The organism is Streptomyces sp. NPDC001401 (assembly GCF_042895385.1).
Lineage (GTDB): Bacteria > Actinomycetota > Actinomycetes > Streptomycetales > Streptomycetaceae > Streptomyces.
In genome coordinates this window covers 342,494-367,665 of the sequence record NZ_JBIAWI010000004.1, presented here as the reverse complement: position 1 = coordinate 367,665, position 25,172 = coordinate 342,494, and the positions used below count along the sequence as shown (strand labels likewise).

Annotated in this window: 23 protein-coding genes; 19 read left to right on the top strand and 4 right to left on the bottom strand. The window is 70.0% G+C overall.

Translation table 11 applies throughout. The features are described from left to right. Positions 1-24 precede the first annotated feature (24 nt). The 5 genes from ACFY10_RS16985 (at position 25) to ACFY10_RS16965 (ending at position 4,656) form a co-directional block, all read left to right on the top strand. Positions 25-1,236 carry a sugar kinase gene (locus ACFY10_RS16985; RefSeq protein WP_390665903.1) on the top strand — a complete coding sequence of 404 codons (1,212 nt, stop codon included), beginning with the start codon at positions 25-27 and terminating at the stop codon, positions 1,234-1,236. Continuing rightward, on the top strand, positions 1,233-1,994 hold the full coding sequence (locus ACFY10_RS16980; protein ID WP_390665902.1) for an IclR family transcriptional regulator: 762 nt from the start codon (positions 1,233-1,235) through the stop codon (positions 1,992-1,994). Before ACFY10_RS16985 ends, ACFY10_RS16980 begins: the two co-directional genes overlap by 4 nt. A gap of 10 nt (positions 1,995-2,004) precedes the next feature. Further along, positions 2,005-2,415 carry a RidA family protein gene (locus tag ACFY10_RS16975; RefSeq protein ID WP_390665901.1) on the top strand — a complete coding sequence of 137 codons (411 nt, stop codon included), beginning with the start codon at positions 2,005-2,007 and terminating at the stop codon, positions 2,413-2,415. A gap of 107 nt (positions 2,416-2,522) precedes the next feature. Beyond that, the gene (locus ACFY10_RS16970) at positions 2,523-4,004 is read left to right on the top strand and encodes a GntP family permease (protein ID WP_390665900.1); all 1,482 of its coding nucleotides are present in this window, start codon (positions 2,523-2,525) and stop codon (positions 4,002-4,004) included. A gap of 64 nt (positions 4,005-4,068) precedes the next feature. After that, a complete protein-coding gene (locus ACFY10_RS16965) occupies positions 4,069-4,656 on the top strand; it encodes a hypothetical protein (RefSeq protein ID WP_390665899.1) in 588 nt (195 codons plus the stop codon). On the opposite strand, the gene ACFY10_RS16960 is transcribed toward ACFY10_RS16965, so the two are convergent. Further along, entirely contained in the window at positions 4,653-5,996 is a 1,344-nt protein-coding gene (locus ACFY10_RS16960) for a M14 family metallopeptidase (protein ID WP_390665898.1), read from the bottom strand. The genes ACFY10_RS16965 and ACFY10_RS16960 overlap by 4 nt on opposite strands. A gap of 242 nt (positions 5,997-6,238) precedes the next feature. On the opposite strand from ACFY10_RS16960, the gene ACFY10_RS16955 reads away from it, so the two are divergent. The 4 genes from ACFY10_RS16955 (at position 6,239) to ACFY10_RS16940 (ending at position 11,576) form a co-directional block, all read left to right on the top strand. After that, entirely contained in the window at positions 6,239-8,584 is a 2,346-nt protein-coding gene (locus tag ACFY10_RS16955; RefSeq protein WP_390665897.1) for an ATP-binding protein, read from the top strand. Between the two features lie 143 nt (positions 8,585-8,727). Next, positions 8,728-9,633: an anti-sigma factor RsbA family regulatory protein gene (locus ACFY10_RS16950; protein ID WP_390665896.1), complete on the top strand. Its 906-nt coding sequence runs from the start codon at positions 8,728-8,730 to the stop codon at positions 9,631-9,633. 161 nt (positions 9,634-9,794) lie between these two features. Next, positions 9,795-10,193, top strand: coding sequence for an ATP-binding protein (locus ACFY10_RS16945; protein WP_390665895.1), 399 nt, complete (start codon positions 9,795-9,797; stop codon positions 10,191-10,193). Between the two features lie 60 nt (positions 10,194-10,253). Further along, positions 10,254-11,576: an Nramp family divalent metal transporter gene (locus tag ACFY10_RS16940; RefSeq protein ID WP_390665894.1), complete on the top strand. Its 1,323-nt coding sequence runs from the start codon at positions 10,254-10,256 to the stop codon at positions 11,574-11,576. A 9-nt stretch (positions 11,577-11,585) separates the two neighbouring features. Here the strand turns inward: ACFY10_RS16940 and ACFY10_RS16935 are convergent, their stop codons facing one another. From ACFY10_RS16935 to ACFY10_RS16925, 3 genes are all read right to left on the bottom strand, one after another. Further along, positions 11,586-12,827, bottom strand: a complete 1,242-nt coding sequence (locus ACFY10_RS16935) for a hypothetical protein (protein ID WP_390665893.1) — start codon at positions 12,825-12,827, stop codon at positions 11,586-11,588. Between the two features lie 59 nt (positions 12,828-12,886). Then, entirely contained in the window at positions 12,887-13,402 is a 516-nt protein-coding gene (locus ACFY10_RS16930) for a SigE family RNA polymerase sigma factor (protein WP_390665892.1), read from the bottom strand. Positions 13,403-13,509: 107 nt separating this feature from the next. Beyond that, entirely contained in the window at positions 13,510-15,222 is a 1,713-nt protein-coding gene (locus tag ACFY10_RS16925) for a chitinase (RefSeq protein ID WP_390665891.1), read from the bottom strand. A 262-nt stretch (positions 15,223-15,484) separates the two neighbouring features. On the opposite strand from ACFY10_RS16925, the gene ACFY10_RS16920 reads away from it, so the two are divergent. The 10 genes from ACFY10_RS16920 to ACFY10_RS16875 all read left to right on the top strand — a co-directional run bounded on the left by ACFY10_RS16920 (position 15,485) and on the right by ACFY10_RS16875 (position 25,029). After that, positions 15,485-16,306: a hypothetical protein gene (locus ACFY10_RS16920; RefSeq protein ID WP_390666180.1), complete on the top strand. Its 822-nt coding sequence runs from the start codon at positions 15,485-15,487 to the stop codon at positions 16,304-16,306. A gap of 93 nt (positions 16,307-16,399) precedes the next feature. Next, the gene (cpaB, locus tag ACFY10_RS16915; protein ID WP_390665890.1) at positions 16,400-17,107 is read left to right on the top strand and encodes a Flp pilus assembly protein CpaB; all 708 of its coding nucleotides are present in this window, start codon (positions 16,400-16,402) and stop codon (positions 17,105-17,107) included. Between the two features lie 9 nt (positions 17,108-17,116). Further along, positions 17,117-18,364, top strand: coding sequence for a CpaE family protein (locus ACFY10_RS16910; protein ID WP_390665889.1), 1,248 nt, complete (start codon positions 17,117-17,119; stop codon positions 18,362-18,364). Positions 18,365-18,375: 11 nt separating this feature from the next. Beyond that, positions 18,376-18,771, top strand: a complete 396-nt coding sequence (locus ACFY10_RS16905; RefSeq protein WP_390665888.1) for a TadE/TadG family type IV pilus assembly protein — start codon at positions 18,376-18,378, stop codon at positions 18,769-18,771. A 1-nt stretch (position 18,772) separates the two neighbouring features. Next, a complete protein-coding gene (locus ACFY10_RS16900; RefSeq protein ID WP_390665887.1) occupies positions 18,773-19,153 on the top strand; it encodes a TadE/TadG family type IV pilus assembly protein in 381 nt (126 codons plus the stop codon). 23 nt (positions 19,154-19,176) lie between these two features. Further along, entirely contained in the window at positions 19,177-20,514 is a 1,338-nt protein-coding gene (locus ACFY10_RS16895; protein ID WP_390665886.1) for a CpaF family protein, read from the top strand. Positions 20,515-20,524: 10 nt separating this feature from the next. Next, complete coding sequence (locus ACFY10_RS16890; protein ID WP_390665885.1) at positions 20,525-21,469, top strand: type II secretion system F family protein; 945 nt, start codon at positions 20,525-20,527, stop codon at positions 21,467-21,469. A 39-nt stretch (positions 21,470-21,508) separates the two neighbouring features. Next, complete coding sequence (locus tag ACFY10_RS16885) at positions 21,509-22,396, top strand: DUF5936 domain-containing protein (protein WP_390665884.1); 888 nt, start codon at positions 21,509-21,511, stop codon at positions 22,394-22,396. A 22-nt stretch (positions 22,397-22,418) separates the two neighbouring features. Continuing rightward, on the top strand, positions 22,419-24,008 hold the full coding sequence (locus ACFY10_RS16880; RefSeq protein WP_390665883.1) for a histidine kinase: 1,590 nt from the start codon (positions 22,419-22,421) through the stop codon (positions 24,006-24,008). A gap of 79 nt (positions 24,009-24,087) precedes the next feature. Continuing rightward, the gene (locus ACFY10_RS16875) at positions 24,088-25,029 is read left to right on the top strand and encodes a response regulator (RefSeq protein ID WP_390665882.1); all 942 of its coding nucleotides are present in this window, start codon (positions 24,088-24,090) and stop codon (positions 25,027-25,029) included. Positions 25,030-25,172: the final 143 nt, after the last annotated feature.

Sequence of the window (25,172 nt, the reverse complement as noted above, 5' to 3'; positions counted from 1 at the left end):
CCACACCGAGGAGTTACGACGATCGTGACCGCGACCGGACCTTGCAATGCCCTCGACGGCTTCGGCGGCCCCGATGTCGTCGACGTCGTCACGCTCGGCGAGTCCATGGTCACGTTCCTGCCCTCCACTTCCGGCCGCCTCGCCGACGTCCCCTCCTTCGACCGCGCCATCGGCGGCGCGGAGTCCAACGTGGCGTGCACGCTGGCGGCCGCCGGGCACTCCGTGCGCTGGGTGAGCAGGGTCGGCGCCGACGGCTTCGGTGACCACCTGGTCGAGGCGGTCGGGGCGTACGGCGTCGACGTCACCGCCGTACGACGCGACCCGGCGCGCCAGACCGGCATCTACTTCCGCACAGCGGGGGACCGGGCGACCGACGCCCACGAGGTGGCGTACTACCGGGCCGGGTCCGCGGCTTCCGCGATGGCCGTGGGGAACACCGATCTGGACGCGGTACGTGCGGGTCGGGTGCTGCATCTGTCGGGGATCACGGCGGCGCTGTCGGAGGAGTGCCTGGGCCTGATGCGCGAACTGACCGCACCGCGCGCCGGGCGTCCGCTGGTCTCCTTCGACGTCAACTACAGGGCCGGGCTGTGGCCAGATACCGACGGAGCGGCTGTGCTGCTGGGCCTGGCAAGCCGGGCCGACGTCGTTTTCGTCGGAGAGGACGAGGCGCAGGAGGCTTGGGGGATCGCGGGGGGACCGGCCGCCGTCCGGGCCGCGCTGCCCGAGCCGGCAGTGTTGGTGGTGAAGCAGGGGGCACGGGGAGCGACCGTGTTCGAGCACGACGCTGCGGGCAGTCACCCCGCGCAGCCTGCGGGCAGTCGTGCCGCTGGGGCGGCTCCCGACCCAAAGAGAGGCGGCACCCCGCCAGCGCCGGGTCGCGCGTCCCACCCCCGCCCAGCCCCCACGCAGAGCACATTCGTTCCCGCCCTGACCGTGGACGTCGTATCAGCGATCGGCGCCGGAGACGCCTTCGCCGCCGGGTTCCTCTCCGCCACCCTGCGGGCACTGCCCGTCCGCGACCGCCTGCGCCACGGCCACCTCACGGCGGCAGCCGCCCTCACCGCCCCCGGCGACCTCGCCGCACCCCCCGCCCGCGACCACGCCGACCGCCTCGCCGCCCTCGACGACGACGCGTGGGGGAGACTTCGACTCGGCCCCGGCTGGACGCAAGCCGATGATCACGCCGTGGAGCGAGCCGTCGATCGGGCCGAGGAGGAGGTACGTACGCCATGAGCCAGACCGTCGACCGCGCGCTCAGCATCCTGCCGCTGCTCGCCGAGGGCCCCGCCGACCTCGGCCAGGTCGCCGACCGCCTGGACGTGCACAAGTCCACGGCCCTGCGCCTGCTGCGGACGCTGCACGAGCACGGCCTCGTCTACCGCCAGTCCGACCAGCGCTACCGCCTCGGCGCCCGCCTCATCGCCCTCGCCCAGGAGGCCATGGAAAACCTCGACATCCGCGAGATCGCCCACCCCCACCTCGTACGCCTCAACGAGCAGTGCGGGCACACCGTCCACCTCGCCGTGTACGAGGAGTCCGAGGTCCTCTACATCGACAAGGTGGAGAGCCGGTACCCGGTCCGTATGTACTCACGGATCGGCAAACCGGTCGCGATCACCGTCGCCGCGGTGGCGAAGCTGCTCCTCGCCGACCTGCCCGAAGTAGAGCGCCGGGCGCTCGCCGACAAGCTCGACTACCCCATGTACACATCCCGTTCCACCCCCAACGCCCCTGCTTTCCTGCGGGAGTTGGACAAGGTGCGCGAACAGGGCTGGGCCACCGACCTCGGCGGCCACGAGGAGTCCATCAACTGCGTCGCCGCGCCGATCCGCGGTGCCGACGGCCGCGTCGTCGCCGCGATGTCGGTCTCCGCGCCGAACGTCGTCGTCACCGCCGAGGAACTCCTCACCCTGCTCCCACTGGTGCGCCGCACGGCCGACGCGATCAGCGGGGAGTACTCCGGAAGAACGCCAGTGAAGGACAGCCTGTGAAGGACGGCCTGTGACCGAGAAGATCGCACTCACCCCCAAGACCCACACCACCCCGCCCGCGAAGTTCTCCCACGGCGTCAAGAAGGGCAACATCCTTCAGGTGGCCGGCCAGGTCGGCTTCCTGCCCGCCGAGGAGGGCAGGCCCCCCACGCCCGCCGGCCCGACTCTGCGCGAACAGACCCTCCAGACGCTCGCCAACGTCAAGGCGATCCTGGAGGAGGGCGGCGCGAGCTGGGACGACGTGATGATGATCCGCGTCTACCTCACCGACGTCGACCACTTCGCCGAGATGAACGGCATCTACAACACCTACTTCGAGGAGCAGGGCCTCACCCAGCCGCCTGCCGCACGCACCACGGTCTACGTCGGTCTCCCCGCGGGCCTCCTCATCGAGATCGACGCACTGGCCGTACTCGGCTGACGCCCCCTCAACTCCCGCACGTCCTGCACGGCATGGCACCTCACGGGGTGCCGTGCCGCGATCCCCCCTGCCCGAAAGCACGATGCATTTACGTAGAGGACCCCCAAATGTCCTATCCGCTCGCTGCAACCGCCCCCGCCACCGAGACCCCACCCCACACCGGAGGCCTGCTCCTCCTGATCGACGGCACCGCGGGCCTGCTGACCGTGGCCGCCATCGGCATCGCCCTGCTCCTCTTCCTGATCATCAAGGTCAGACTCCAGCCCTTCGTGGCGTTGCTGGCCGTCTCCATAGCCGTCGGTCTGCTCGCCGGCCTCTCGGTCACCGAACTCTTCGGCACGGTCCAGCGTTCGGACGCCGTGTCCACCATCGAGACCGGCATGGGCGGCATCCTCGGCCACGTCGCGATCATCATCGGCCTGGGCACGATGCTCGGCGCGATCCTCGAAGTGAGCGGCGGCGCCGAGGTGTTGGCCTCGCGTCTGCTGAATCTGTTCGGCGAGAAGCGAGCGCCGCTCGCCATGGGCCTCACGGGCCTGATCTTCGGTATCCCGGTCTTCTTCGACGTGGGCATCTTCGTGCTCGCGCCCATCGTCTACGCCGCCGCGAAGCGCTCGGGCAAGTCGATCCTGCTGTACTGCCTGCCCCTCCTCGCAGGCCTGTCGATGACCCACGCCTTCCTGCCCCCGCACCCGGGCCCGGTGGCCGCGGCCGGCCTGCTCCACGTGGACCTCGGCCGGGTCATTCTCATGGGCGTCATCTGTGGCATCCCGGCGGTGCTGGCGGCCTGGGCGTACTCCGCGTGGATCGGCCGCCGCATCTTCGTCGCCGTACCGCAGGACATGGTGGAGGCAGCCGCGGAGGCCAAGCTGGCGGTTGTCAACGAGCAGCGGGAGCAAGGCGTCGAGCCGCGCGAGCACCCGGTCCCGCTCGGCATGGTGCTGGGCATCATCGGCACCCCGCTGATCCTGATCCTGGCGGCGACCTTCTCCTCCATCGCCCTCGACCCCTCCACGGGCCGCTCGGTGATCGAGTTCTTCGGCCACCCGTTCGTGGCCCTGACGATCGCCCTGCTCCTGGCGTACTACCTGCTGGGCATCCGCCGGGGCTGGTCCCGCAAGTCCCTGGAGACGGTGTCCACGGCCTCGCTGAAGCCGGTCGGCAACATCCTCCTGGTCGTCGGCGCGGGCGGTGTCTTCGGCGCGATCCTGAAGGCGAGCGGCGTCGCACAGGCCCTCTCGGACACCTTCAACGACGTGGGCCTGCCGGTGCTCGTGCTGTCGTACCTGATCTCGGTGGTACTGCGGGTCGCCCAGGGCTCGGCGACGGTCGCGATCGTCACGACGGCGGGCATCGTCGCGCCCCTGCTCTCCGAGGGCCACCACTCCCAGGCCTTCGTAGCCCTGGTCATCATGGCCATCTCGGCGGGCTCGATCTTCGCGTCACACGTGAACGACGGCGGCTTCTGGATGGTGGCGAAGTACTTCGGCATCAGCGAGCGGGACACCCTCAGGACATGGACCGTGTTGGAGACGGTTCTGTCGGTGGTGGGGTTCGTGGTGGCGGCGGTGCTGAGCGTGTTCGTGTAGGCGTCTGATAACGAAGTTGGGGCTGGCTGTGTCCGCCACAGGATCTTCGACCATACTGCCCGCTGTGGAGCAGCGCATAGGATCGAGCAGCCAGCCCCTGAAGGGCGAGCCCGTGACCGGTGCCGGGTTCGACCCGGCATTCATTCCCGGGCTCACCTCACCCGTCTCCGAGGAGCCGGAGGAGGTCGAGGCGGAAGACGCCGAGTCCGCCGAGCCCGGGCTCGTGGACGAGGACGTCGAGTCAGAGGAGTCGGAGACCGGGGCCGAGGAGCAGGAGCCGGCCGCGGAGGACGAGACTTCTGCGGACGACGACGAGGCCTCTGAGGACGACGAGGCCCCCGAAGGCCCCGTCTTCGAGGCCTCCGACCGTCGCGCGAAGATCGTCGCCGACCACAAGGGCGTCCGGCTCACCCTGGACGACCAGGAGTGCGAGTTCCGCTGGGACGAGATCGGTGCCGTCGAGACCGAATCGCCGCGCTTCGGGAAGCGGTTCACCATCACCGTCCACACCCCTGACCGCCGCTGGTACCCGATCGAGATCGAGGCGACGGCCAGGAGCCGGTTCACGGAGTGGGACGAGCAGCTGGACGCCGTCCTCGACGCCTACTTCGAGGACGGCGAAGAAGCCGCCGAGGACAAGGACGCCGACTAGCTGCAGTACTGGGCCTCTTTGCCGATGGACCGGTACATACAGTCCGCGTTCTCCAGCAGCTGCAGAACCGCATCCCGGTTCCGGGACGTCTCCCGCTCGATCACCTCGTCGGGCGGGTAGAACCCACCCCCGGAACTGGACGTCGGATACATCTCGAAGGTGTAGTCGAAGATCTTCTGACTGCCCCAGAGATAGTCGTCGATCGACCCGTCCGTGATGTACAGGTCACTGGACTGCTCGGCGGTGTAGCCGTTGCTCGCCGCCATCTTCTGGCCCACGGCCTTGAAGGCGGCGGCGTCGTCCGCCGTCATCCCGGTCGCGGTGTCTGAGTACGTGTACCCGAACGGCCACAGCACCAGCTCGCTGTACGTGTGGAAGTCGATCCCGGCGGTGATCTGCTGCTTGCCGCCGACGACGCGGCTGCGGACGAAGTCGGCGACCACCTTCACCTCGGGCGCGGATTCGGCCGAAGCGCCCCGGTACGTCTCGGACGACGTGGACCCCGAAGAGCCGCCGCAGCAGCCCCACTTGTAGTTCCAGTTCCGGTTCAGGTCCGTGCCGACGTACGAAGACCCGGAATTCGGCTGCCGGTTCTTCCGCCACGACCGGTACGAGCCGGTGGCGATGTCGTACTCGCCGCCGTCCGGGTTCAGATCGGGCACGATCCAGATCTCGCGGTTGTTCACCAGGTTGGTGATGCGGGAGTCGCTGCCGTACCCGGCCCCCAGCTCCCGCAGCAGGTACAGCGCCATCTCCACGGTCAGGTGCTCGCGCGCGTGCTGGTGGAAGGTGAAGAGAACCTCCGGCTCGTTCTCGTCCGTCGCCACGTTGTCGCTGACCTTGATGGCGACGATGTCCCGGCCCTGGTACGACTTGCCGATCACCCGCTTGCTCATGATGTTCGGGTAGGCCGCCAGCCGCTGGTCGATCTCCGTGTTCATCTCGGCGTAGTTGTGGTACTTCGAGTCGGCCGAGGGGAAGTCGTAGAGCCGTACGTCGCCCGAGCCCGAGGAGCGGTCCGGTGCCGAGCCCAGCAGCGAGACGTCGTAGCCCTGTTGGCGGAGCCTGCTGATCTGTGCCGCCCGTCCGGAGACGACCACCGTCTCCTCGTCGGCCTCGTCCACGGTCACGCCGGCCGCCGCGATGGCGGTGCGGGTGACCGGGGTGTTGTGGTCGACGTGGATTTCGTACTGGCGGATGTCGTCGGTGGAAGGTGCCGTCGGCCGTGCGCTGTTGGCGGTCGCCGAGACGGGCGCCGCGAGGGCGAGGGCGACGAGCGCGGCGAACGCGGCGGTGCGTCTGCCGCTCCGGGCGCCCGAGCCTCGTATCCGAAGTCGCATGAAGTCTCCTAGGGAGGTGGGGGTGGTTCAGTGCGACGTGCCTGTGACGTACCTGTGCGGGTGCCGCCCATCGTCAGGGAATGGCATGGACAGGTCAAGAGAGCGAAAACCGGCCGCGGAGTGTACGCGTAGCGCCGATCGCGGACACGTCCTCCGGCGAAGTGCACTCGCGGGTGTGAGCGGAACGTGCATATATGCCGATTGCGGAGAAGAGTGATGTTCCGTTTCAAGGGAGGCTGATCATGGGCGGATCAGCGCCGCGACGGGACCGTCACCTGCCGGTCGAGACCACCAGCTTCGTCGACCGGCGCGGCGAACAGACCGAGGGCCGCGAACTGCTCGCCAAGGCGCGCCTGGTCACGCTGACCGGACCGGGCGGCGTCGGCAAGACCCGTCTCGCCGCCCGGGTCGCGGCCCGCGTCGAACGGGCCTTCCCGGACGGTGTGCGCTTCGTGCACCTGGCCGGCCTGCACGACCCGGCGCTCGTCCCCCTCGCCGCCGCCGACGCGCTCGGCCTGCACGACCACTCCGCGCAGCCGCCGCTGGACGCCCTGGTCGAGCAGGTACGCGACCGGCGCCTCCTCCTCGTCCTGGACAACTGCGAACACCTGCTGCAGGCCTGCGCCGACCTCGCCGCCGCCCTGCTGCGCGGCACCACCGGCGTCCGGGTCCTCGCCACCAGCCGGCACCGCCTCGGCCTCACCGAGGAACACCTCATGGAGGTACGGCCGTTGCCCGTCCCCGACCCGGACGGTGATCTCAGCGCGGCCGACGGCTACCCGGCTCTCGCGCTCTTCGCCGACCGGGCCGCCGCCGTCGTCCCCGGCTTCCGGCTCACCGCCGACAACCGTGCCGCCGTGGCCCGCCTGTGCCGCCGCCTGGACGGCCTTCCGCTCGCCATCGAGCTGGCCGCCGTACGGATGCGCGTCCTCGGCGTGGAACAGCTCCTGGAGCGCCTCGACGACCGCTACCGCCTCCTCACGGCCGGCAGCAGCGCGGCCCTGCCCCGCCACCAGACGCTGCGCGCCGCCGTCGACTGGAGTCATGAACTCTGCACGGAACACGAGCAGTTGGTGTGGGCGAGGGCCTCGGTCCTGGCCGGCGGCTTCGACCTGGAGACGGCGGAGGCGGTGTGCGCGGACGGCGAGCGGGTGCGGCCGTACGAGGTGCTGGAGGCGGTCGCGGGGCTCGTCGACAAGTCGGTGCTGGGCAGGGAGACGGGGCCGGACGGGGTGCGCTACCGGCTGCTCGACACTCTGCGGCACTACGGCCTCGACCGGCTGCGGCAGTCGGCCGGCGAGGAGGACGCGGCCCGGCGGCGCCAGCGCGACTGGATGCAGCACCGGGCCGCCGACTGCGAACGCGCCTGGTTCGGGCCCGGGCAGCGGGAGATCGTCGCCCGGATGCGGGCCGACCAGGACAGCCTGCGCGCCGCCCTCGACTTCAGCCTCACCGCCCCCGGCGAACGCCTCGCCGCCCTGCGTCTCGCAGGCACCCTGTGGTTCTACTGGCACGCCTGCGGAGCACCCCGCGAGGGCCGCTACTGGCTGGAGCGGGCCCTCGACGCCAACCCCGAACCGACCGGCGAGCGGGCCCGCGGACTGTGGGTGGCCGGCCTCCTCGCGGGCGCCACCCAGGACATGACCGGAGGCCTGCGCCGCGCACGGGACGCCCATGCGCTGGCCGAGCACCTCGGCGACAAGGCCGAGGCCGCCCACGCCGAATACGTCATCGGCGTCATCCGCCTGTTCAGCAACGAACTGCCCGCCGCCCTGGAGCACTTCGAAGCCACCGTCGCCCGTGGCCGCGTCCCCGGTCAGCACCTCAGCCTGCACGGCCTCGACCAGGTCGAACTCGCCTGCGCCCTGGGCTTTCTGGGCCAGGCGGACCGCGCCGTCGAGGTCTGCCGGCGCGCCCGCCGGCTCTGCGAGGAGCACGGCGAGGAATGGGTGCGCTCGTACGTGCTGCGGATGCTGGCCCTCGCCCACACCGTGAAGGAGGACTGGCAGGAGGCCGGACGGCAGGCCCGCGAGGCCCTGCGTCTCAAACTCGCCGTCCACGACGTCACCGGCATCGCCCTCACCCTCGACCTGCTGGCCCACATCGCGACCCGGGCGGGCGCCCACGAACACGCGGCCGCCCTGCTCGGCGGCGCCGACCGCACCTGGGCCGACATCGACCGGGACCGCTGGGGCTCGACAGACCTCGGCTCCATCCGCCGCGGCAGCGGCGAGCGGGCGCTGGACGCCCTGGGACAGGCCACCTTCGGGCGGTCGTACGAGAAAGGAAGCGCCCTCGGACTCGCCGAGATCGTCGCGTACGCGACACAGGACGAGCAGCACGAACAGCCCGCCACCGCACGGAAGACCAACGGCCGCCGCAGCTCCCCCACCTCGCAGGACACATCCCTCACCCGTCGCGAGAACGAGGTCGCCGAACTCGTCGCCCAGGGCCTCGCCAACCAGCAGATCGCCGACCGGCTCGTCATCGCCCGCCGTACCGCCGAAGGCCATGTGGAACGCATCCTCAGCAAACTCGGCTTCAGCAACCGCAGCCAGATCGCCGCCTGGGTGACCGCCCAGCGCTGAGCGCTCCGCTGGGTGGGACCGCGATGTGCCGTCGATCGTCTGCTGCACCGTCGTGGCTGGTCGCGCAGTTCCTCGCGCCCCTTCAGGGCGCTGACCCCGCCCAGGCGGCCCCCCGGACCCACACACCCACAGAGAGGAGAACCATGACCAGCACACGACCCGCCCCCACCCCGTTCGACCACCGCATGGCCGTGTACGGCGCGGACGACGAGTTCGTGGCCGCCGCGCTGCCGTTTCTCGCCGAAGGCCTCGGCGCCCCGGGCGAACCCCCGCCCGTGGCCATCGCCGCCCCCGACAAGCTGGACCTGCTGCGCGACGCCCTCGGCGGCGACGCGAGGGACATCGTCCTCATCCCGCACACCGACTGGTACACGGGCTCGGCCGCCAACGCCGTCGCCCAGGGCGCCGGTTACCTCGGTGCGCACGCCGGCCCCGGCGGCCGTATCCACCTCCTCATGGAACCCGTCTGGAACGGCCGCGCAGGACGCTCCGCACGCGAGACCACCGAGTGGATCCGCTACGAGGCGCTCGCCAACCTCCTCTTCGCACCGCTGGCGACGACGGCCCTGTGCGCCTACGACACCCGCACCGCCGGCACGGCCATCATCGAGGCGGCCCGCCGCGCCCACCCCGACACCCCCGCGTACGAGGACCCGGTCCGCCTCACGGCCGAACTGGACTCCGCACCACTGCCGCTGCCCCCGGCCGACGCGGAACCCCACACGCACCTGTCGGCGGATGCCGTACGCAGGGGAGCGGTTGCCCGTGGACTCGGGCCCGCGGACGCGGAGTTGTTCACCGAGGCGGTGACCGCGGCGGTCGCGGCCCTCGGCCCGGTCACCGGCGCCCTGCTGTGGGGCGAGGCACCCGCCTGCGTCTGCGAACTGCGCACGTCACGCCGGGTCGACGACCCGCTCGCGGGCTTCGTGCCGCCCTCCACCCCTGAACTGGCCCCCGACCAGGGGCTGTGGTTCACCCGCCAGGTGTGCGCCTACGTCGACGTCCGCGACGACGGGGCGGGGACGACCGTACGGCTGCAGTACGGGTAACCGCTTGCCCGTACGCAGGTATGGAGACAGGTAGTCCTCCCCGTTTGCCGCGGCGCCGGGGAGGACACTCTCAAATCATGCTGGATCTCTCCGGGACCCCCCACCCGGACTCCGACCCTCAATTCGCTCCGTACCCTCAACCACCCTTGCGGGCAGGCCACTTGAGCGTCGAGTACGACCCCCGCCCGACCGCCGTCCGTGAGGCCCGTGCGGAGGTCCGCAGACAGCTGGAGATATGGGGGCTGACGGACCGGGACGACCTGGTGGACGTCGCCGAACTCCTCGTCAGCGAACTGGCCACCAACGCCCTGCTGCACTCCGCGAGCCGCTTCCGGCTCACCCTGTCCGCCGCACACGGCGTCCTGCGCTGCGAGGTGCGGGACGGCGGCCGCCGTACTCCGCAGGTGCTCGAGGCGGGCGCCTCGGAGAGCGGCCGCGGGATGTTCCTGGTGAACGCGCTTGCCAGGCGCTGGGGCTGCCACCAGGACGGGCAGGGCAAGACGGTGTGGTTCGAGCTGGGTACGTGCGGGGCGGACGGCTGCGGCAGAGGGGAGCCGTAGCGCCGGCCGGCGCGCTCGGCCCTCTTGCCCTTACCGTCTCTTTGCGGTTTCTTGACCCTCATGGCGGACACCACGGGAAACCCCACTGACACCGAGGCCCCATCCGACCCGAACCACACCCCCCGCACATCGAGTTGGCGTCACATCGGCCCCGGAATCGTCGTAGCCGCGACCGGGGTCGGCGCCGGTGACCTCGTTGCCACGCTCATCGCGGGCAGCAACTTCGGCTACACCCTCCTGTGGGCGGCGATCGCCGGCTGCCTGGTGAAGATCTCCCTTGCAGAGGCGGCCGGCCGCTGGCACCTGTCGACGGGGCGTACGTTGTTCGACGGCTGGGCGAGCCTGGGCCGCTGGACGACCTGCTTCTTCGTCGTCTACGCGGTGATCTGGGGCTTCGTCTACGGAGCGGCGGCGATGTCGTCGAGCGCGCTCCCGCTCCAGGCACTGTTCCCGGACGTGATGGACCTGAAGGGCTGGGGCATCGCCTGCGGGCTGGTCGGCCTGGTCTTCGTCTGGTTCAACAAGTACGAGGTCTTCGAGAAGGTCATGACGGTCCTCGTGGGCGTCATGTTCGTGGTGACGGTGTACCTGGCGATCAGGGTCACGCCGAACCTGCCGGACGCGCTGGCGGGCCTGCTCCCCGTCCTCCCGGACGAGAAGGACTCCATCCTCAACACCCTGGGCCTGATCGGCGGCGTCGGCGGCACCATCACCCTTGCCGCGTACGGCTACTGGGTCAACGCCAAGGGCTGGACGAACACCGGCTGGATGAAGGTGATGCGGCTGGACAACCGCGTCGCCTACGCCACGACGGGCATCTTCGTCGTCGCCATGCTCTTCGTCGGCGCGGAACTGCTCCACTCCGCGAACGTGGCCATCGCGAGCGGAGACAAGGGCCTGATCCAGCTCAGCGACATCCTGGAGCAGGAGTACGGCTCGGCTACGGCCAAGTTCTTCCTGATCGGCTTCTTCGCGACGTCCTTCACCTCGCTGATCGGCGTGTGGCACGGGGTGAGCCTGATGTTCGCGGACTTCGTGGCGCGGTACCGGGGCCGCGGGGAGGCGAGGGGCGAGGAGGTCGCCTCGGGCGAGCGGGAACGCTCGTGGCCCTTCCGCGCGTACCTGCTGTGGCTGACCTTCCCGCCGATCGTCCTGCTCTTCCAGGGCCAGCCCTTCCGCCTGATCATCCTCTACGGCGTCCTCGGCGCGGCGTTCCTCCCCTTCCTCGCCCTGACCCTGATCTGGCTCCTCAACTCCTCCCGCACGCCCCGCGAATGGCGCAACGGCCTGCTGAGCAACGCGATGCTCGCACTCGCGGGGCTGCTGTTCCTGATCCTGTGCGCGAAACAGATCTGGGACCAGCCGTGGGCGGAGTTCTTCTGAACCCCGCTTCTACTGCCACCACTTGGGGCTGAGCGCGATCGCGCGGAGCTGCTTCATGGTCAGTACGGGGGCTTTGCGGGTCGCGGCGGTGTCCTGGGCACCGGAGTTGAAGGCGCTGATCACCACGCGCCGCCCATCGGTCGTGAGGGTGTCGACGGTCCACATCACAACACCCGCACCGCCCTTCTCGCCGGGCCCCTGACGGGTGGCGACCTTGGTCCCGTCGGGCAGGGTCTCGGCGCCGGAGCCGAAGAGTTCGCCCTCGACGTCCGACATGTCGCTCTGGACGTTGATCTGCACCAGGCTCCTGCCCTTGCCGTCGTCGGCGACGACGTAGCCGAACCCGGGGTCGTCGCCGCTGTCCTCGGACACCGTCAGGCCCTTCGGCAGCAGGGACTTGAGCGTCGGCGCGACCGGCACATCGGCGGCCGTCCCGGTCGTGCTCGGCTGCGCGGTCGGCTTGTCCGGATCCTCGGGCACGGCGTCGATGGCGTCCCGCCAGGCGGCCGCGGCGGCGACATGCTTCAACTGCGCGGGTGACAGCGGCGGTTGATCCCGGCTGACGGGCGCGCCCTTCTGGGCAGCGGCGTTCCACTCGCTGACGCTGACGTGGTGCCCCTCCGGCGTGACGAGTTCGGCGCTCCACCACTTGGTGTCCGCGCGGCGGTCCGGGTATTCGTACCCCTGGAGCACCATGACCACCGAACCGTCCGACAGCCGGCTGGTGTTGCAGGCGTCGTAGTGGGCGAACGCCTTCCCGGGGCACTTGGTGACCTGCCGGGCCTCGTCGGTCCCCGGCTCCACCCGCCCGAGACCGACACCCACGGCCGCCGCGCCCTTGCCGTCGTCGAAGACGAGATGCACGTACGGCCCCGGCTCCTCGTCCGTGCCCCGCGCCTCGGCCTTGCTGAACTTGCCGTCGGGGAGCAGCTTTTCGAGCGTACGGATGAGGGTGTCGCCGGATACGGGACCGGGGGCGGCAGGCGTCGAGGCGGAGGCGGCCACGGAGGACCGTTCCTGCCCGGAGGACCCGTGACCGGGCAGCAGCAGCGCCCCGCCCACACCAACGAGCGCGAGGCTCGCGGTCCCGCCCACGACGGCGGCCCGCCGCCGCAGCAGCAGCCGTCGCCGCCCGCGCACCGCACCGGCGGTGACGAGCGCGGCCCGGTCGGTCTCGAACCCGCCGCCGGTGTGCCGCAGACCGGCGGAGAGCCGTTCCTCGAAGGGATCGCTGTGCTGTTCCAAAGGCATGACGGACCACCGTTTCGCGAGGGAATGAAGAAGACGGGGACGGGCGCTCGGCCGGGCGTTCAGGGACGCGCGTACTCGCCGAGATCCTCACCGAGCAGCTCCCGCAGCCGCCCGAGGGCACGGACGCACCGCGTGCGCACGGCCGCCGAACTGGCGTTCATGGCCTGGGCGGTCTCCTCGACGGAGCGGTCCTCCCAGTACCGCAGGACGACCACGGCCCGGTCCTTGGCGGGAAGCCGGGCCAGGGCCTCCAGCAAGGTCAGCCGCAACGGCATGTCACGGCCGTCCGGACCGTCGTCCGGCAGATCGGGCAGCGCATCGGTGGCGCGCTCGGTGCTGCTGCGTCTGCGCTGATGCGCGAGGAACGTACGCAGGAGAACGGTCTGCGCGTATCCCGCGGGATTCTCCACACGGGACACGCGCCGCCAGCTCACGTACAACCGCCCGAGAGTCTCCTGCACCAGATCCTCGGCAAGATGCGTGTCTCCGGCGGTCAGCAGACAGGCGGACCGATACAGATGCCCGGCACGCACCGCAGCGAACTCCGCATACTCGTCGGCCCGCCCCTGTCTCATCCACGTCCCCCTGCCCACCCCACCGTCCACACGGTCTCACTTCATTGATGCGGTGGGGGTGGGGAAATGTTTCACGCGAAGCAAGTGCTCATCGGGAAGCCGTGCGCTCACGGGAGTGCATGCACATGCGCCCCCACCGAGCTCGACCACGAACTCCCCGCGGCCGCATCCCAGTTGGTCGACCACGTCATCGCACCCCGCAGATCGGGATACGTCTTCGACGGCTTGAAGGAGCCGCAGTTCGTGCCGGCCGTCAGGCAGTCGAGGGCGTTGTTCACCACCGTCGGGGAGACGTAGCCGCTGCCCGCGGCGCTCGTCGAGGCCGGCAGCCCCAGGCCCACCTGGGACGGGGACAGTCCGCCCTCCAGCTGGATGCAGGCCAGCGCCGTCAGGAAGTCCACCGAGCCCTGTGAGTACACCTTGCCGTCGCAGCCCAGCATCGAACCGCTGTTGTAGTACTGCATGTTGACGACCGTCAGGATGTCCTTCACGTTCAGTGCGGTCTGGAAGTAGGCGTTCGACGTCGACTGCATGTCGATCGTCTGGGGCGCCATGGTGATGACGAGTGACGAGCCCGCCTTCGACGACAGCGACCGCAGGGCCTGGGACATGTACGTCGCGTTGAGGCCGTTCTCCAGGTCGATGTCGACGCCGTCGAAGCCGTACGTCTGCATGAGCGAATACACCGAGTTCGCGAAGTTCGTTGCCGACGTCGAGTCGCTCACCGACACCGTGCCGTTCTGGCCGCCGATGGACACGATGACCTTCTTGCCCGCCGCCTGCTTCGCCTTGATGTCCGCCTTGAACTGGTCGACCGTGTAGCCGCCGAGGCCCGCCGAGTCCAGGTTGAAGGTGACGGCACCCGGCGTCGTCGTGGCGTCCGCGAAGGCCACGGCGATGATGTCGTACTGGGACGAGACGTCGGAGATCTTCTGGACCGTGGCGCCGTTGTTGAAGTTCTGCCAGTAGCCGGTGACCGCGTGCTTGGGAAGCGCGGTCCCTCCGTTGCTGCCGCCAGAGGTCGTCGTCCCCGTCACCGACGCCGACTTCGCCGACTCGCCCGCCGAGTTCGTCGCCGTGACCTGGAAGGAGTACGAGGTGGAGGCAGCGAGGCCCGTCACCGTCGCCGACGCCCCCGTCACCGCCGTCACCTTCGTACCGTCCCGGTAGACGTTGTAGCCGGTCGCGCCCGAGACCGCGTTCCAGGACAGGGACACTGAGGAGGCTGTCGTACCGGACACCGACAGGCCGCTCGGTGCGGACGGGACCGTCGGTGCGGGGTCGCCGCCTCCGCCGCCGTCGGGGCCGTAGACCGAGACGTCGTCGGCGTAGTACGCCGCCTGGCCGTACCAGCCGTGTGTGTAGACCGTCACCGAGGTCGTGGACGAACCCGTCGTGAAGCTCGTCGTCAGCTGCTTCCACGAGGACGAGTCCGGGGTCCAGGTCGACACGTCCGTGGTGCCCGTGCCGGTCACGCCGAGGAAGGCGTAGCCGCCCTGCACCCAGGCGCTCAGCGAGTACGTCGAGTTCGGTCGGACCGCCACCGTCTCGCTGCACTGGGCGTCGTCCTGCCCGGCCGGGGTGGCCTTGAGCGCGGCGGCGCCGGTGTGCACGGGGGAGGAGACCGTCGTACCGCTGCTCGCGGAACAGGTCCAGTTGCTCAGGCCGGATTCAAAGCCGGCGTTCTTGGCGTTGTTGACGTCCGCTGCGGACGCCTGGCCCGTGCCCGCGAAGGAGAGGGCGAGGGCGGCGATGACGGCTCCTGACCAGAGCCGTGCTGTCGATCGTCGCTGTGGTGTCGATCGTCTCTGTGGGGACATGACAATAAGTTGGTCCAGACCAATTGCTCTGTCAAGAGGTCTAGGCCAAGTGCTCCGTGTGCTCGGTTCGGGAGCGTTCGGGAGTGTCGAGATGCTCGAACCTGCCCCGGTTTGACGCAACTTGTGAAACGTCAGTTGTCCATCAGCTGCACAAACGCTGTTCTCCGGTCACAGGGGCGTGGATACAGTGCTGAGGTAGTCACGGAGTGAAGTCACCGGGGAGCTGCGCGTGCCAACTGCCATCGCCGTGACCAGTGCCGACATGGCGCTGCCACCGCAGGACGAGCGGACCTTGCCCGCCATCGTCCTGCAGGACCTGGACAAGCAGCCGCTGGAGCAGGCGCTGGCGGGCGTGCAGAGTCTGATCGACCAGTACGGGCATCTGATCGTCGTCTGCTCGCAGGCTGTCTCTCCGGAGACCGGGCGGCGGCTGCACACGATCCGCTCCCTGCTGGAAACCGACCGTATCGCCCTGTTCCGGCCCGATCTGCCCCCGCTCGGACTGGCCGTCCTGGCCCGCCAGTTGAGGCAGCTGGCCTCCTGCGACCTCAGCCCCGGCGTCCTCGCCTCCGCCGGCCGCCTGCTGACCCACTACATCCACGCCGGAGCACTGCTCGGCTCGGTCGCCCGCCTCGACCGCGTCCACGTCGGTCTCAAGCAGCACGCCAAGTCCTGGGTGCCGGGCCATCACTTCGCCGTCCTCGCCCATCCCGAGCCGCAGTTGGTGAAGATCGCCCCCGGGGCCGCCCTCGCGGGGCCGGAGTTCGGCACCTCGATGCTGGTCGCGAAGGGACAGCTGCAGTCGGACTGGGTCACCGCGAGCCTCGTCCCGCAGTGGAACGCCCAGGGGCTCAGGGAAGCGGTGCTGCCGGCCGAGTCCGCGGCCTGGTGGGGGACGGGCAAGCTGATCGAGTTCGCCGCCTTCCTGCCCGAACTGTCCGTGCTGTATCAGCTGGTCACGTCGGTACGGCAGGGCTCCTGCCACTGGTGCGGCATCGACGTCATCGGTGACCGTTGTGTCTTCTGCTCCGCCGGCCCACCGCCCATCCTGGAGAACCAGCTCCCCGCGGGGAGAGGCTCCTGAACCGGCATGACCGGCGGTCGTCCCCGCCGCAGACGTACCGCTCGCACGATCCCATCCGCTCGACCGATATCCCCCAATGAGGTTGTACGGTTCATGAACTCCCGTCAGCGCCGTGGCGTGCTACTCCTGCTCCTGTCGGTCGTCTGCGCCCTCGGCGCGTTCGTCGGCGTCCTGTCCGTCATCAGCGACGTGAAGTCCGAGGTCGGGCCCAAGGTCACGGCGTACGAGGTCAAGAGCGACATCGAGCCGTACACCAGCCTCAGCGCGGCCCAGTTCGAGAAGACCGAGATGCCCAAGCGGTGGCTGTCGGCGAACGCGGTCACCGATCTCGCCGGCATCCGCGGGAAGGTCGCCATGACGACCCTCAGGAAGGGCTCCCTGCTGCAGAGCGACATGATCGCCGATCAGCCGGCCCTGCAGCCCGGGCAGCAGGAGGTCGCCATCATGATCGATGCGGCGACCGGAGTCGCCGGCAAGATAACGCCGGATTCCAAGGTCAACGTCTACGCCACCTTCGAGGGTCAGAAGCAGGGCGATCCCGACCTGTCCAAGATCATCGTGACGAATGCCAGGGTCCTCGACGTGGGCGACCTCACCTCGCTCCAGCCCGACGCCACCGACCGCACCGGTCAGGCCACCAAGGCCGTCCCCATCACCTTCGCGCTCTCCGCGCTCGACGCCCAGCGTCTGACCTACGCCGAGTCCTTCGCCAAGCGGGTCCGGCTCGCGCTGGTCGCGCCGGGCGAGACCGGGACCATCCCCGAGCAGGACCGCACGTACCAACTCGCCAAGGACAAGTGAGAGGCCCCCATGCCCACGAGGATCCTCCCGGCAGTCGGCGACGTGGACGCGGTCCGGTCCATCACGACACTGCTCAGCCAGCTCCCGGACGCAGAGCCGGTGGCCCCGGTCGTCGACTCGACCCAGCTCGTCGACACCCTCGCGCGGCTCGCCGCCGAGTCCGTCGACGAACTGCCCGAGGTCGTGGTGGTGCACGAACGCATCGGCCCGGTCCCGGCGTTGGAGCTCATTCGCGAGGTCGCGCTGCGCTTCCCCGCGGTGGGGGTCATCCTCGTCACCTCGGACGCGAGCCCCGGCCTCTTCCAGGCCGCGATGGACTACGGCGCGCGGGGCCTGGTGGCGCTCCCGCTGAGCTACGAGGAGCTGGCCAGCCGCGTGCAGGCGGTGGCGCAGTGGTCGGTGGGGGTACGGCGCCATCTGGGCTCCGGCGGCGATGTGTTCACCGGCGTCGGGGGGACCGTCGTCACGGTGAGCGGGTCGAAGGGCGGTGTCGGGTCGACCCTCACCGCCATCCAACTGGCGCTGGCGGCACAGGCGTCGGGGCGCAGCACGGCACTCTTGGACATGGACCTCCAGGCGGGGGACGTGGCGTCGTATCTGGACGTCCAGTTCCGCCGGTCGGTGGTGGACCTGGCGGCGATCACGGACATCTCGCCGAGGGTGCTGGCCGACGCCGTCTTCCGGCACGACACGGGTCTCGCGCTGCTGCTCGCCCCGGGGGAGGGCGAACGCGGCGAGGAGGTGACGGACCGGGCCGCCCGGCAGATCGTCAGCGCCCTGCGCTCCCGCTACGAGGTCGTCGTCATCGACTGCGGCGCCCAGCTGGGCGGGGCGGGCGCGGCCGCCGTGGAGATGGCCGACACGGCGCTGCTGATCACGACACCGGACGTGGTCGCGGTGCGCGGCGCCAAGCGGACGGTACGGATGTGGGACCGGCTGCAGATCCGCAAGGCCGAGGAGACGACGGTGGTCGTCAACCGGTATTCGCGAGGGACCGAGATCCAGCCGCCGCTGATCCAGAAGATCACGGGTACGGCGGTCGCGGGGACGGTGATTCCGGCGAACTTCAAGGAACTGCAGGGCGCCGTGGATGCGGGGCGGATCCATGAGCTGGACAGCAGGAGCGTGGTGAAGCAGGCGCTCTGGGGGCTGGCGGGGGAGCTGGGGCTGGTGAAGGCCGTCGAGGGGGCGCAGCGGGGTGGCGGGCGGTTTCGGGGGGATCGCGGGTCGGTGAGTTTCCGGCGGCGTAGGGACTGAGGCGGATGGGGATGCGGGCGTTGCCGTCGTTGTCGTCGGGGGAGCGTGACCGGGGCCAGGTCACCATCGAGTTCCTGGGCATGATGCCGACGATCATCATCACGCTGGTGGTGCTGTGGCAGCTCGTGCTGGTGGGGTACACGTACACGCTTGCGGGGAATGCTGCGGACGAGGCGGTGCGGGCGGGGACGGCGGCCGCGGGCGATCGCCAGGCCAAGTGCGACCAGGCGGGACGCAAGGACCTGTCGGACGCATGGAAGGGCGGCGCCGATGTGCAGTGCAACACCGGGGGCGGCTATGTCACCGCCGACGTCTCGCTCGACGTACCCATTCTGTTCCCGGGCACGTTCAGCTTCCCGTTCAAGGTGAGGGGTCACGCCGGCGCGGTCGAGGAGGCGACGCACTGAGATGTCGTATCGACTGCCGTATCGACGCAAACGCCGTGACCAGGGCCAAGTCGCCATCGAATACCTGGGGTTCCTGCCCGTCCTGATCATCGTCGGCATGGCGGTCGTGCAGCTGGGGCTGATCGCCTACGCCGCACAGCAGGCGGGTACGGCGGCCCGGGCCGGGGCGCGTGCGGCCTCGCTGGAGCCGGGGACCGCCCAGCAGGGCTGCGCGAACGCGATCAGCGACGGGCTGTCGGTCGCCTGCACCGCCGCGCCGGGCGGCGACACGGTCACCGTCACCGCGACGGTCCAGATCCCGTCGATCGTCCCCGGCTGGGACTTCGACCCCGCACAGAAGACCGCGACCATGCCACTCGACTCGACCACGACCACTGGCTGACGCAGGAACAAGGAGCACCGACGATGAGCCTGCGCGCACGCATCAACTCCCCCGAGGAGAACGGCCACCGGGGCGAGGACGGCCACCTGGTCGCCTCCTATCGTGCGAAGCTGCTCGAGGAGATCGACCTCGCGGAGATGAGCGCGCTGGCCGCGGCCGAGCGCCGCGCCCGCCTGGAGCGGGTGCTCGGGCACATCATCAGCCGCGAGGGCCCGGTGCTGTCGACCGTCGAGCGCTCGCAGCTGATCCGCCGGGTGGTGGACGAGGCCCTGGGCCTCGGCATCCTCGAGCCGCTCCTCGAAGACGCGTCGATCACCGAGATCATGGTGAACGGCCCGGACGCGATCTTCGTCGAACGAGCCGGCAGGGTGGAGCAGTTGCCCCTCCGCTTCCCCTCCCACGACCAGCTGATGCAGACGATCGAGCGCATCGTCTCGACGGTGAACCGCAGGGTGGACGAGTCGAATCCGATGGTCGACGCGCGCCTCCCGTCCGGCGAGCGCGTGAACGTGATCATCCCGCCTCTGTCCCTCACGGGCGCCACCCTCACCATCCGCCGCTTCCCGCGCTCCTTCACGCTCCAGGAGATGATCGGCTTCGGCTCGCTGGACGAGCCCATCCTGTACCTGCTGGCGGGGTTGGTGCTGGCGAAGTCCAACGTGATCGTGTCGGGCGCGACGGGCACGGGCAAGACGACGCTGCTGAACGCGCTGTCGGGCCTGATCCCCGAGAGCGAGCGCATCATCACCATCGAGGACTCGGCGGAACTCCAGCTGCAGCAGGGGCATGTGATCCGGCTGGAGTCCCGCCCCCCGAACGTCGAGGGCAAGGGCCAGGTCACCATCCGCGACCTGGTCCGCAACTCCCTGCGTATGCGCCCCGACCGCATCGTCGTCGGTGAGGTCCGAGGCGGCGAGTCGCTCGACATGCTCCAGGCGATGTCGACGGGCCACGACGGCTCCCTCGCCACCGTCCACGCGAACAGCGCGGAGGACGCGCTGATGCGGCTGAAGACCCTGGCGTCCATGTCCGAGGTGGAAGTCCCCTTCGAGGCGCTGCACGACCAGATCAACAGCGCCATCGACGTGATCATCCAGCTCACCCGCTTCGCCGACGGCATCCGCCGTATCACCGAGATCGCGATCCTGGACAGCCACGGCAGCGAGCCGTACCGCCTGGCGACGGTGGCCCGCTTCAACGCCCGGCCGATGGCCGCCGACGGCCGTATCTACGGCGCCTTCGAATACTTCCCGGTCCCACGCCGTACCGCGGACCGCCTCTACATGGCGAGCCAGCCCGTCCCCCAGGCGTTCGGCGTCGCCCAGTCCGCAGACCAGCTCGCCACCCGAGAAGCCAGGTAGGAACCGCCCGATGGATCTGCAAACCCTAGTCACGCTCACCACCGGCATCACCCTCCTGACCTGCGTCCTGGCAGTCATGGGCCTGCACGCCTACGCCACGGGCAAGGCCCAGCGCCAGGCACTCGTCGACCGCCTCACGGCCACCGGCCAGATATCGGTGGGCGGCCGCCGACGGCGCTTCCGCAACCTGGACCGCCGTCTGCGCCGTACGAAACTCGGCAAGAAGCTGGAACTGCGGCTTGCGGCAACGGGCCTGGACATCACGCCGGGCGAGTTCTTCGTCTACATGCTCGCGACGGTGGCGGGCCTGTGGCTGGTCGGCCAGGCGTCCCTGGCGCCCTTCTTCGGACCGCTGGCCGGGCTGCTGGGCATCTGGGTGGCAGTGCAGTTCCTGAACTGGCAGCGGCAGAAGCGGATCGAGAAGTTCATCAACCAACTGCCGGAGCTGGCACGGATCATGGCCAACGCCACCCAGGCCGGGCTGGCGCTGCGTACCGCGATCGGAATGGCGGCCGAGGAGCTGGAGGCGCCGGCGGGGGAGGAACTCGCCAAGGTCGCCAACCAGTTGGCGCTCGGTGCGTCCATGGACGACGCGCTGGGCGAGCTGGCCGACCGGCTGCCGTCGCGCGAGCTGGTCGTACTCGTGACGACGCTGGTGCTGTCGAACCGGGCGGGAGGCCAGGTGGTCACCGCCCTGCGCAACCTCACGGACACGCTCGAGGAACGCAAGGAGACGCGGCGCGAGGTCCGCACCCAGCTCTCCCAGGTCAACATGACGTCGTACGCCGTCCCCGTGCTCGGCGTGGGCTCCCTGTTCCTCATGAACGGCGTCAAGCACGGCGCCCTGGACCGTATGACGGGCTCCTCGCTCGGCCAGGCCGCGGTGATCATCGCCTTCTCGCTCTACGCGGTCGGCTTCGTCCTCATCCGCCGTCTGTCCCGTATCGACGTCTGAGGCGTCCGAGAAGCCCGAAAACCTGGAGGGAGGATGACCATGGGAGTTCTGCTGGCACTGGTGATGGGCCTCAGCGTCTGGGGCATCTTCGCCGGCATCCGCATGTACCGCGCGGACGCCAAGCTGCCCGGCGACCTGGTGCTCGCCCTGGAGGTGGGCTCGACCCGCACCGGGGCCGTCGACTCGCTCATCGACCGCCTCGGCATGCGGTACGCACCCGCAGTCCTGCGCCTGATGGGCCCGAAGCTGGTCGCCAAGTACCGCCGAAAGATCGACCTCGCGGGCAACCCGGGCGGTCTGACCATCGACCGCTATGCGGCCCGGCGTGCGGTCTACGGCTTCCTGGGCGGCGTCGGCTTCCTGGTGTTCCTGCTGAGGGGCCAGTTCTTCATCGCCGTGCTCCTGCTCGCCTTCGGCGCGTTCTGGACCGAGGTCGGCATCTGGTCGGCCATCCGCATCCGCAAGGACGTCATCGAGCGCACGCTGCCGGACTTCCTCGACGTGCTCGCGGTCGTGGTGAGCGCGGGCCTCGGCTTCCGCCAGGCGCTGGACCGAGTGGCCTCGAAGTACGAGGGCCCCTGGGCGGACGAACTCCGCATCACTCTGCGCCAGATGGACCTCGGCATGAGCCGCAGGCAGGCCTTCGCGGAGCTGCGCAGGAGGAACGACTCCGAACAGGTCGCGATGTTCGTGACGGCGCTGCAGCAGGGCGAGGAACTGGGCGCACCGATCGTCGACACGCTCGTGTCCTTGGCGAAGGACATGCGCCGCACGGACGCACAGAACGCCCGCCGCAAGGCTGCCCGCGCGGTCCCCAAGGCCACCATGATGATCACCACCTTCATGGTCCCGGCCACCATGCTCCTCCTCGGCGCCGGCCTGATCCTCGGCTCCGGCACCGACTTCGGCTCGCTCACGGGCAAGTAGGGACGGGGGACGGACGAAGGCCATGGCGACGACAGAGGGACGCGAGGGACGCGAGGGACGCGAGGGACGCGAGGAACGCACGCGGCTGCTTCGGCGACGCCCGAAGCTCCCGGAGATCACGACTCCACCGGCGCTGCCACCGGGGTGGGAGCCGGCGTACGCGCCGCTGCCGGCGGTGCCCCCACAGCCGCAGCCCCGTGGACCGGCAGTCGCCGATGGCGGTCAACCCCCACAGGGGCCACTCGCACCACCCGACAACGAAAGTAGTACGGGTGGTGCCGGTGGGAACCCGCACCCGGCCGAAGGCCGGGTGTCCACCCACACACCCGCACCGGCAGTCGCACCCGCACCCGGCGAAGCCACCCCCACCACCCCCACCACCCCCACCACCCCCACCATCCCCATCCAGATCAACGCCCTCCAGGCCATGTGCCGCCAGGTCTTCGGCTTCCGCCTGGCCATGATCGCCCTGGCGGCCCCCGCAGCCCTCCTCAACGCCGCTCCGGGCGTGGCCACCCGACTCGTAGGCGCAGCGGTCGTCATCACCTTCATGGGCTCCTACGTCCTCTTCAGGGACTGGGAGCGCTTCGGCCCCCTCCTCCTGCGCCACCCCACCCTCCTGGCGGTGGACACCCTCTTCGGCTCCCTGCTCCTCATCTCCGCGGGCCCGGACAGCACCCTCGCCTACGTCGGCGTCTGCACCCCGCTGCTGGCCGGCATCGTCTACGGCTGGCGGGGCGCCGCGGTCTTCGCGTCCCTCCAGGCCCTGATCCTCTTCTTCGTCCACGCGGCGAGGGACCTGCACGGCGCCGGCCCCGCGGAGACCCTGCTCCTCCCCGGCCTCTGCGTGATCGCGGGGGCGGTCGGCTCGGCCCTGCGCAACCTCATGTTCCGCTTCGGCGCCGCAACGCAGGCCCTGACCGCGGTGCAGGCCCGCCTGGCGGTGACGGAGGCGGTGAGTGCGGAACGGGCCCGCCTGGCAAGGGAGATGCACGACTCCGTGGCCAAGACCCTCCACGGAGTGGCGCTGGCCGCAGACGGCCTGGCAGGCTCCGCGGGCGCACCCGACACGGACGCGAAGCTGGTCAGACAACAGGCCGAACTGGTCGCCCGCTCGGCCCGCCGGGCAGCCGCCGAGTCCCGCGAGCTCCTGGCCGACCTGCGCCGCGAATCCGACCCGGACCACGCCACCGACGTACTGGTCGAACTGGCCGCCCGCACAAGGGACTTCAGCACCCGCACGGGCGTCCCGGCCGCCTACCGCTCCACCGGCGACGACACCGTCCCGCCCGTCCCGCCCGCCGTCGCCCGCCAGCTCCTCACCATCGCCTCGGAGGCGATGGAGAACGCCCACCGTCACGCGGCCCCGACCCGTGTGGACGTACACGCAGGCGTCCACGGCGACCTCCTCCGCATCAGCGTCTACGACGACGGCCGCGGCCTGCCTTCCGGCACCACCCTCGAACAACTCCGCCGGTCAGGCCACTTCGGCCTGGTCGGAATGGTGGAGCGGGCCGCGTCGGTGGGCGCCCGCATCCGCATCGGCCGCGGCGCCCACCCCAGGGGCACGGAGGTCTGCCTGGAACTCCCGCTGGCGGCCCTGACGACGTAGACATCGCCCTCGCCCTCGCCCTCGACCGCACCAGTACGCCGCCGCACACGTCCCCCACGACAAGAGAGGAGGCCGCGAGATGCCGGACCACACGACTCCCCACCCCGGCCCCCAACAGCCGCCGCCCCACCACCCGTTCGAGGCACTCCCGGCACCCGAGCCGCTCAAGATCGTGGTGGCGGACGACAACCCGGTCGTCCGCGCGGGCCTGACGGCACTCCTCTCCGGCCGCGGCGACATCACAGTGGTGGCGGAAGCGGCAGACGGCCGCCAGGCCTACGAGGCGGCCCTCCAACACCACCCCGACGTCATCCTCCTGGACGTCCGCATGCCAGGCGTCGACGGCATCTCGGCGCTCCCCTACCTGGTGCAGATCGCCCCCGTGGTGATGCTCACGTACAGCAGGGAGTCGGAGATCGTCCAGGAGGCGCTGCGCCGAGGCGCCGGCGGCTACCTGGTCCACGGTGAGTTCACGGCGGACCAACTGGTCGCGGCCGTATGGGACATCAAGGAGGGCAGGGCCCACTTCACCCCGACGGCGGCAGGGGCTCTGCTCGCCCAGCTCCGCCAGGGGCAGGGAGGCCCACCTCTTCCGGAGGGCCTGGGTAGTGCAACTGCATACGAAAATAAGCACCCCGCACATTCGCATGCACCTACTCAACACCCCACTCCACCAGCGGATTTCAACGTACCGGGTACTCCTGTCTCCACTATTTCTTCAGAAAACCTTTCGCAGGTGCAACCGAGTGTGGGACAGTCGTCGTCTGGATGGTCGAGTGGCCGTCCTGTGGCTGCTCCCGACAGGGCAAGGTTCCAACTGAGCACGAGGGAGGCGGAGATCATGGACCTCATCGCGTCCGGAATGAACAACCAGCAGATCGCCGCCACCTGCTTCATCAGCGAGAAGACGGTCAAGAACCACATCAACCGCATCTTCGCGAAACTCCACAGCACCAGCCGCTCGGAGGCAGCCGCCAAATGGCTGGGTACGGCTCCGGGGTCAGGCCGAGGGGTGGGGTGACCGGCGGTGACGGCAGGGGGGAACGGGCAGTCCCGAGGTCGTGGCTGGGCCTCGCTTTGGGCCCTTGATTGGGCCCTGGGACCCTCCGGCGGGACGGGTGTTCCGCAGTACGGTTCTCGTGCCGAGAGCGGCACGGAGATCCG

What these genes read in the sequence shown, in the direction of transcription:
- ACFY10_RS16980 (WP_390665902.1), top strand. Translation starts at nt 1,233, where the DNA reads ATGAGCCAGACCGTCGACCGCGCGCTCAGCATCCTGCCGCTGCTCGCC.
- ACFY10_RS16970 (WP_390665900.1), top strand. Translation starts at nt 2,523, where the DNA reads ATGTCCTATCCGCTCGCTGCAACCGCCCCCGCCACCGAGACCCCACCC.
- ACFY10_RS16960 (WP_390665898.1), bottom strand. Translation starts at nt 5,996, where the DNA reads ATGCGACTTCGGATACGAGGCTCGGGCGCCCGGAGCGGCAGACGCACC.
- ACFY10_RS16955 (WP_390665897.1), top strand. Translation starts at nt 6,239, where the DNA reads ATGGGCGGATCAGCGCCGCGACGGGACCGTCACCTGCCGGTCGAGACC.
- ACFY10_RS16950 (WP_390665896.1), top strand. Translation starts at nt 8,728, where the DNA reads ATGACCAGCACACGACCCGCCCCCACCCCGTTCGACCACCGCATGGCC.
- ACFY10_RS16940 (WP_390665894.1), top strand. Translation starts at nt 10,254, where the DNA reads ATGGCGGACACCACGGGAAACCCCACTGACACCGAGGCCCCATCCGAC.
- ACFY10_RS16935 (WP_390665893.1), bottom strand. Translation starts at nt 12,827, where the DNA reads ATGCCTTTGGAACAGCACAGCGATCCCTTCGAGGAACGGCTCTCCGCC.
- ACFY10_RS16930 (WP_390665892.1), bottom strand. Translation starts at nt 13,402, where the DNA reads ATGAGACAGGGGCGGGCCGACGAGTATGCGGAGTTCGCTGCGGTGCGT.
- ACFY10_RS16925 (WP_390665891.1), bottom strand. Translation starts at nt 15,222, where the DNA reads ATGTCCCCACAGAGACGATCGACACCACAGCGACGATCGACAGCACGG.
- ACFY10_RS16920 (WP_390666180.1), top strand. Translation starts at nt 15,485, where the DNA reads ATGGCGCTGCCACCGCAGGACGAGCGGACCTTGCCCGCCATCGTCCTG.
- cpaB (WP_390665890.1), top strand. Translation starts at nt 16,400, where the DNA reads ATGAACTCCCGTCAGCGCCGTGGCGTGCTACTCCTGCTCCTGTCGGTC.
- ACFY10_RS16910 (WP_390665889.1), top strand. Translation starts at nt 17,117, where the DNA reads ATGCCCACGAGGATCCTCCCGGCAGTCGGCGACGTGGACGCGGTCCGG.
- ACFY10_RS16905 (WP_390665888.1), top strand. Translation starts at nt 18,376, where the DNA reads ATGCGGGCGTTGCCGTCGTTGTCGTCGGGGGAGCGTGACCGGGGCCAG.
- ACFY10_RS16900 (WP_390665887.1), top strand. Translation starts at nt 18,773, where the DNA reads ATGTCGTATCGACTGCCGTATCGACGCAAACGCCGTGACCAGGGCCAA.
- ACFY10_RS16895 (WP_390665886.1), top strand. Translation starts at nt 19,177, where the DNA reads ATGAGCCTGCGCGCACGCATCAACTCCCCCGAGGAGAACGGCCACCGG.
- ACFY10_RS16890 (WP_390665885.1), top strand. Translation starts at nt 20,525, where the DNA reads ATGGATCTGCAAACCCTAGTCACGCTCACCACCGGCATCACCCTCCTG.
- ACFY10_RS16885 (WP_390665884.1), top strand. Translation starts at nt 21,509, where the DNA reads ATGGGAGTTCTGCTGGCACTGGTGATGGGCCTCAGCGTCTGGGGCATC.
- ACFY10_RS16880 (WP_390665883.1), top strand. Translation starts at nt 22,419, where the DNA reads ATGGCGACGACAGAGGGACGCGAGGGACGCGAGGGACGCGAGGGACGC.
- ACFY10_RS16875 (WP_390665882.1), top strand. Translation starts at nt 24,088, where the DNA reads ATGCCGGACCACACGACTCCCCACCCCGGCCCCCAACAGCCGCCGCCC.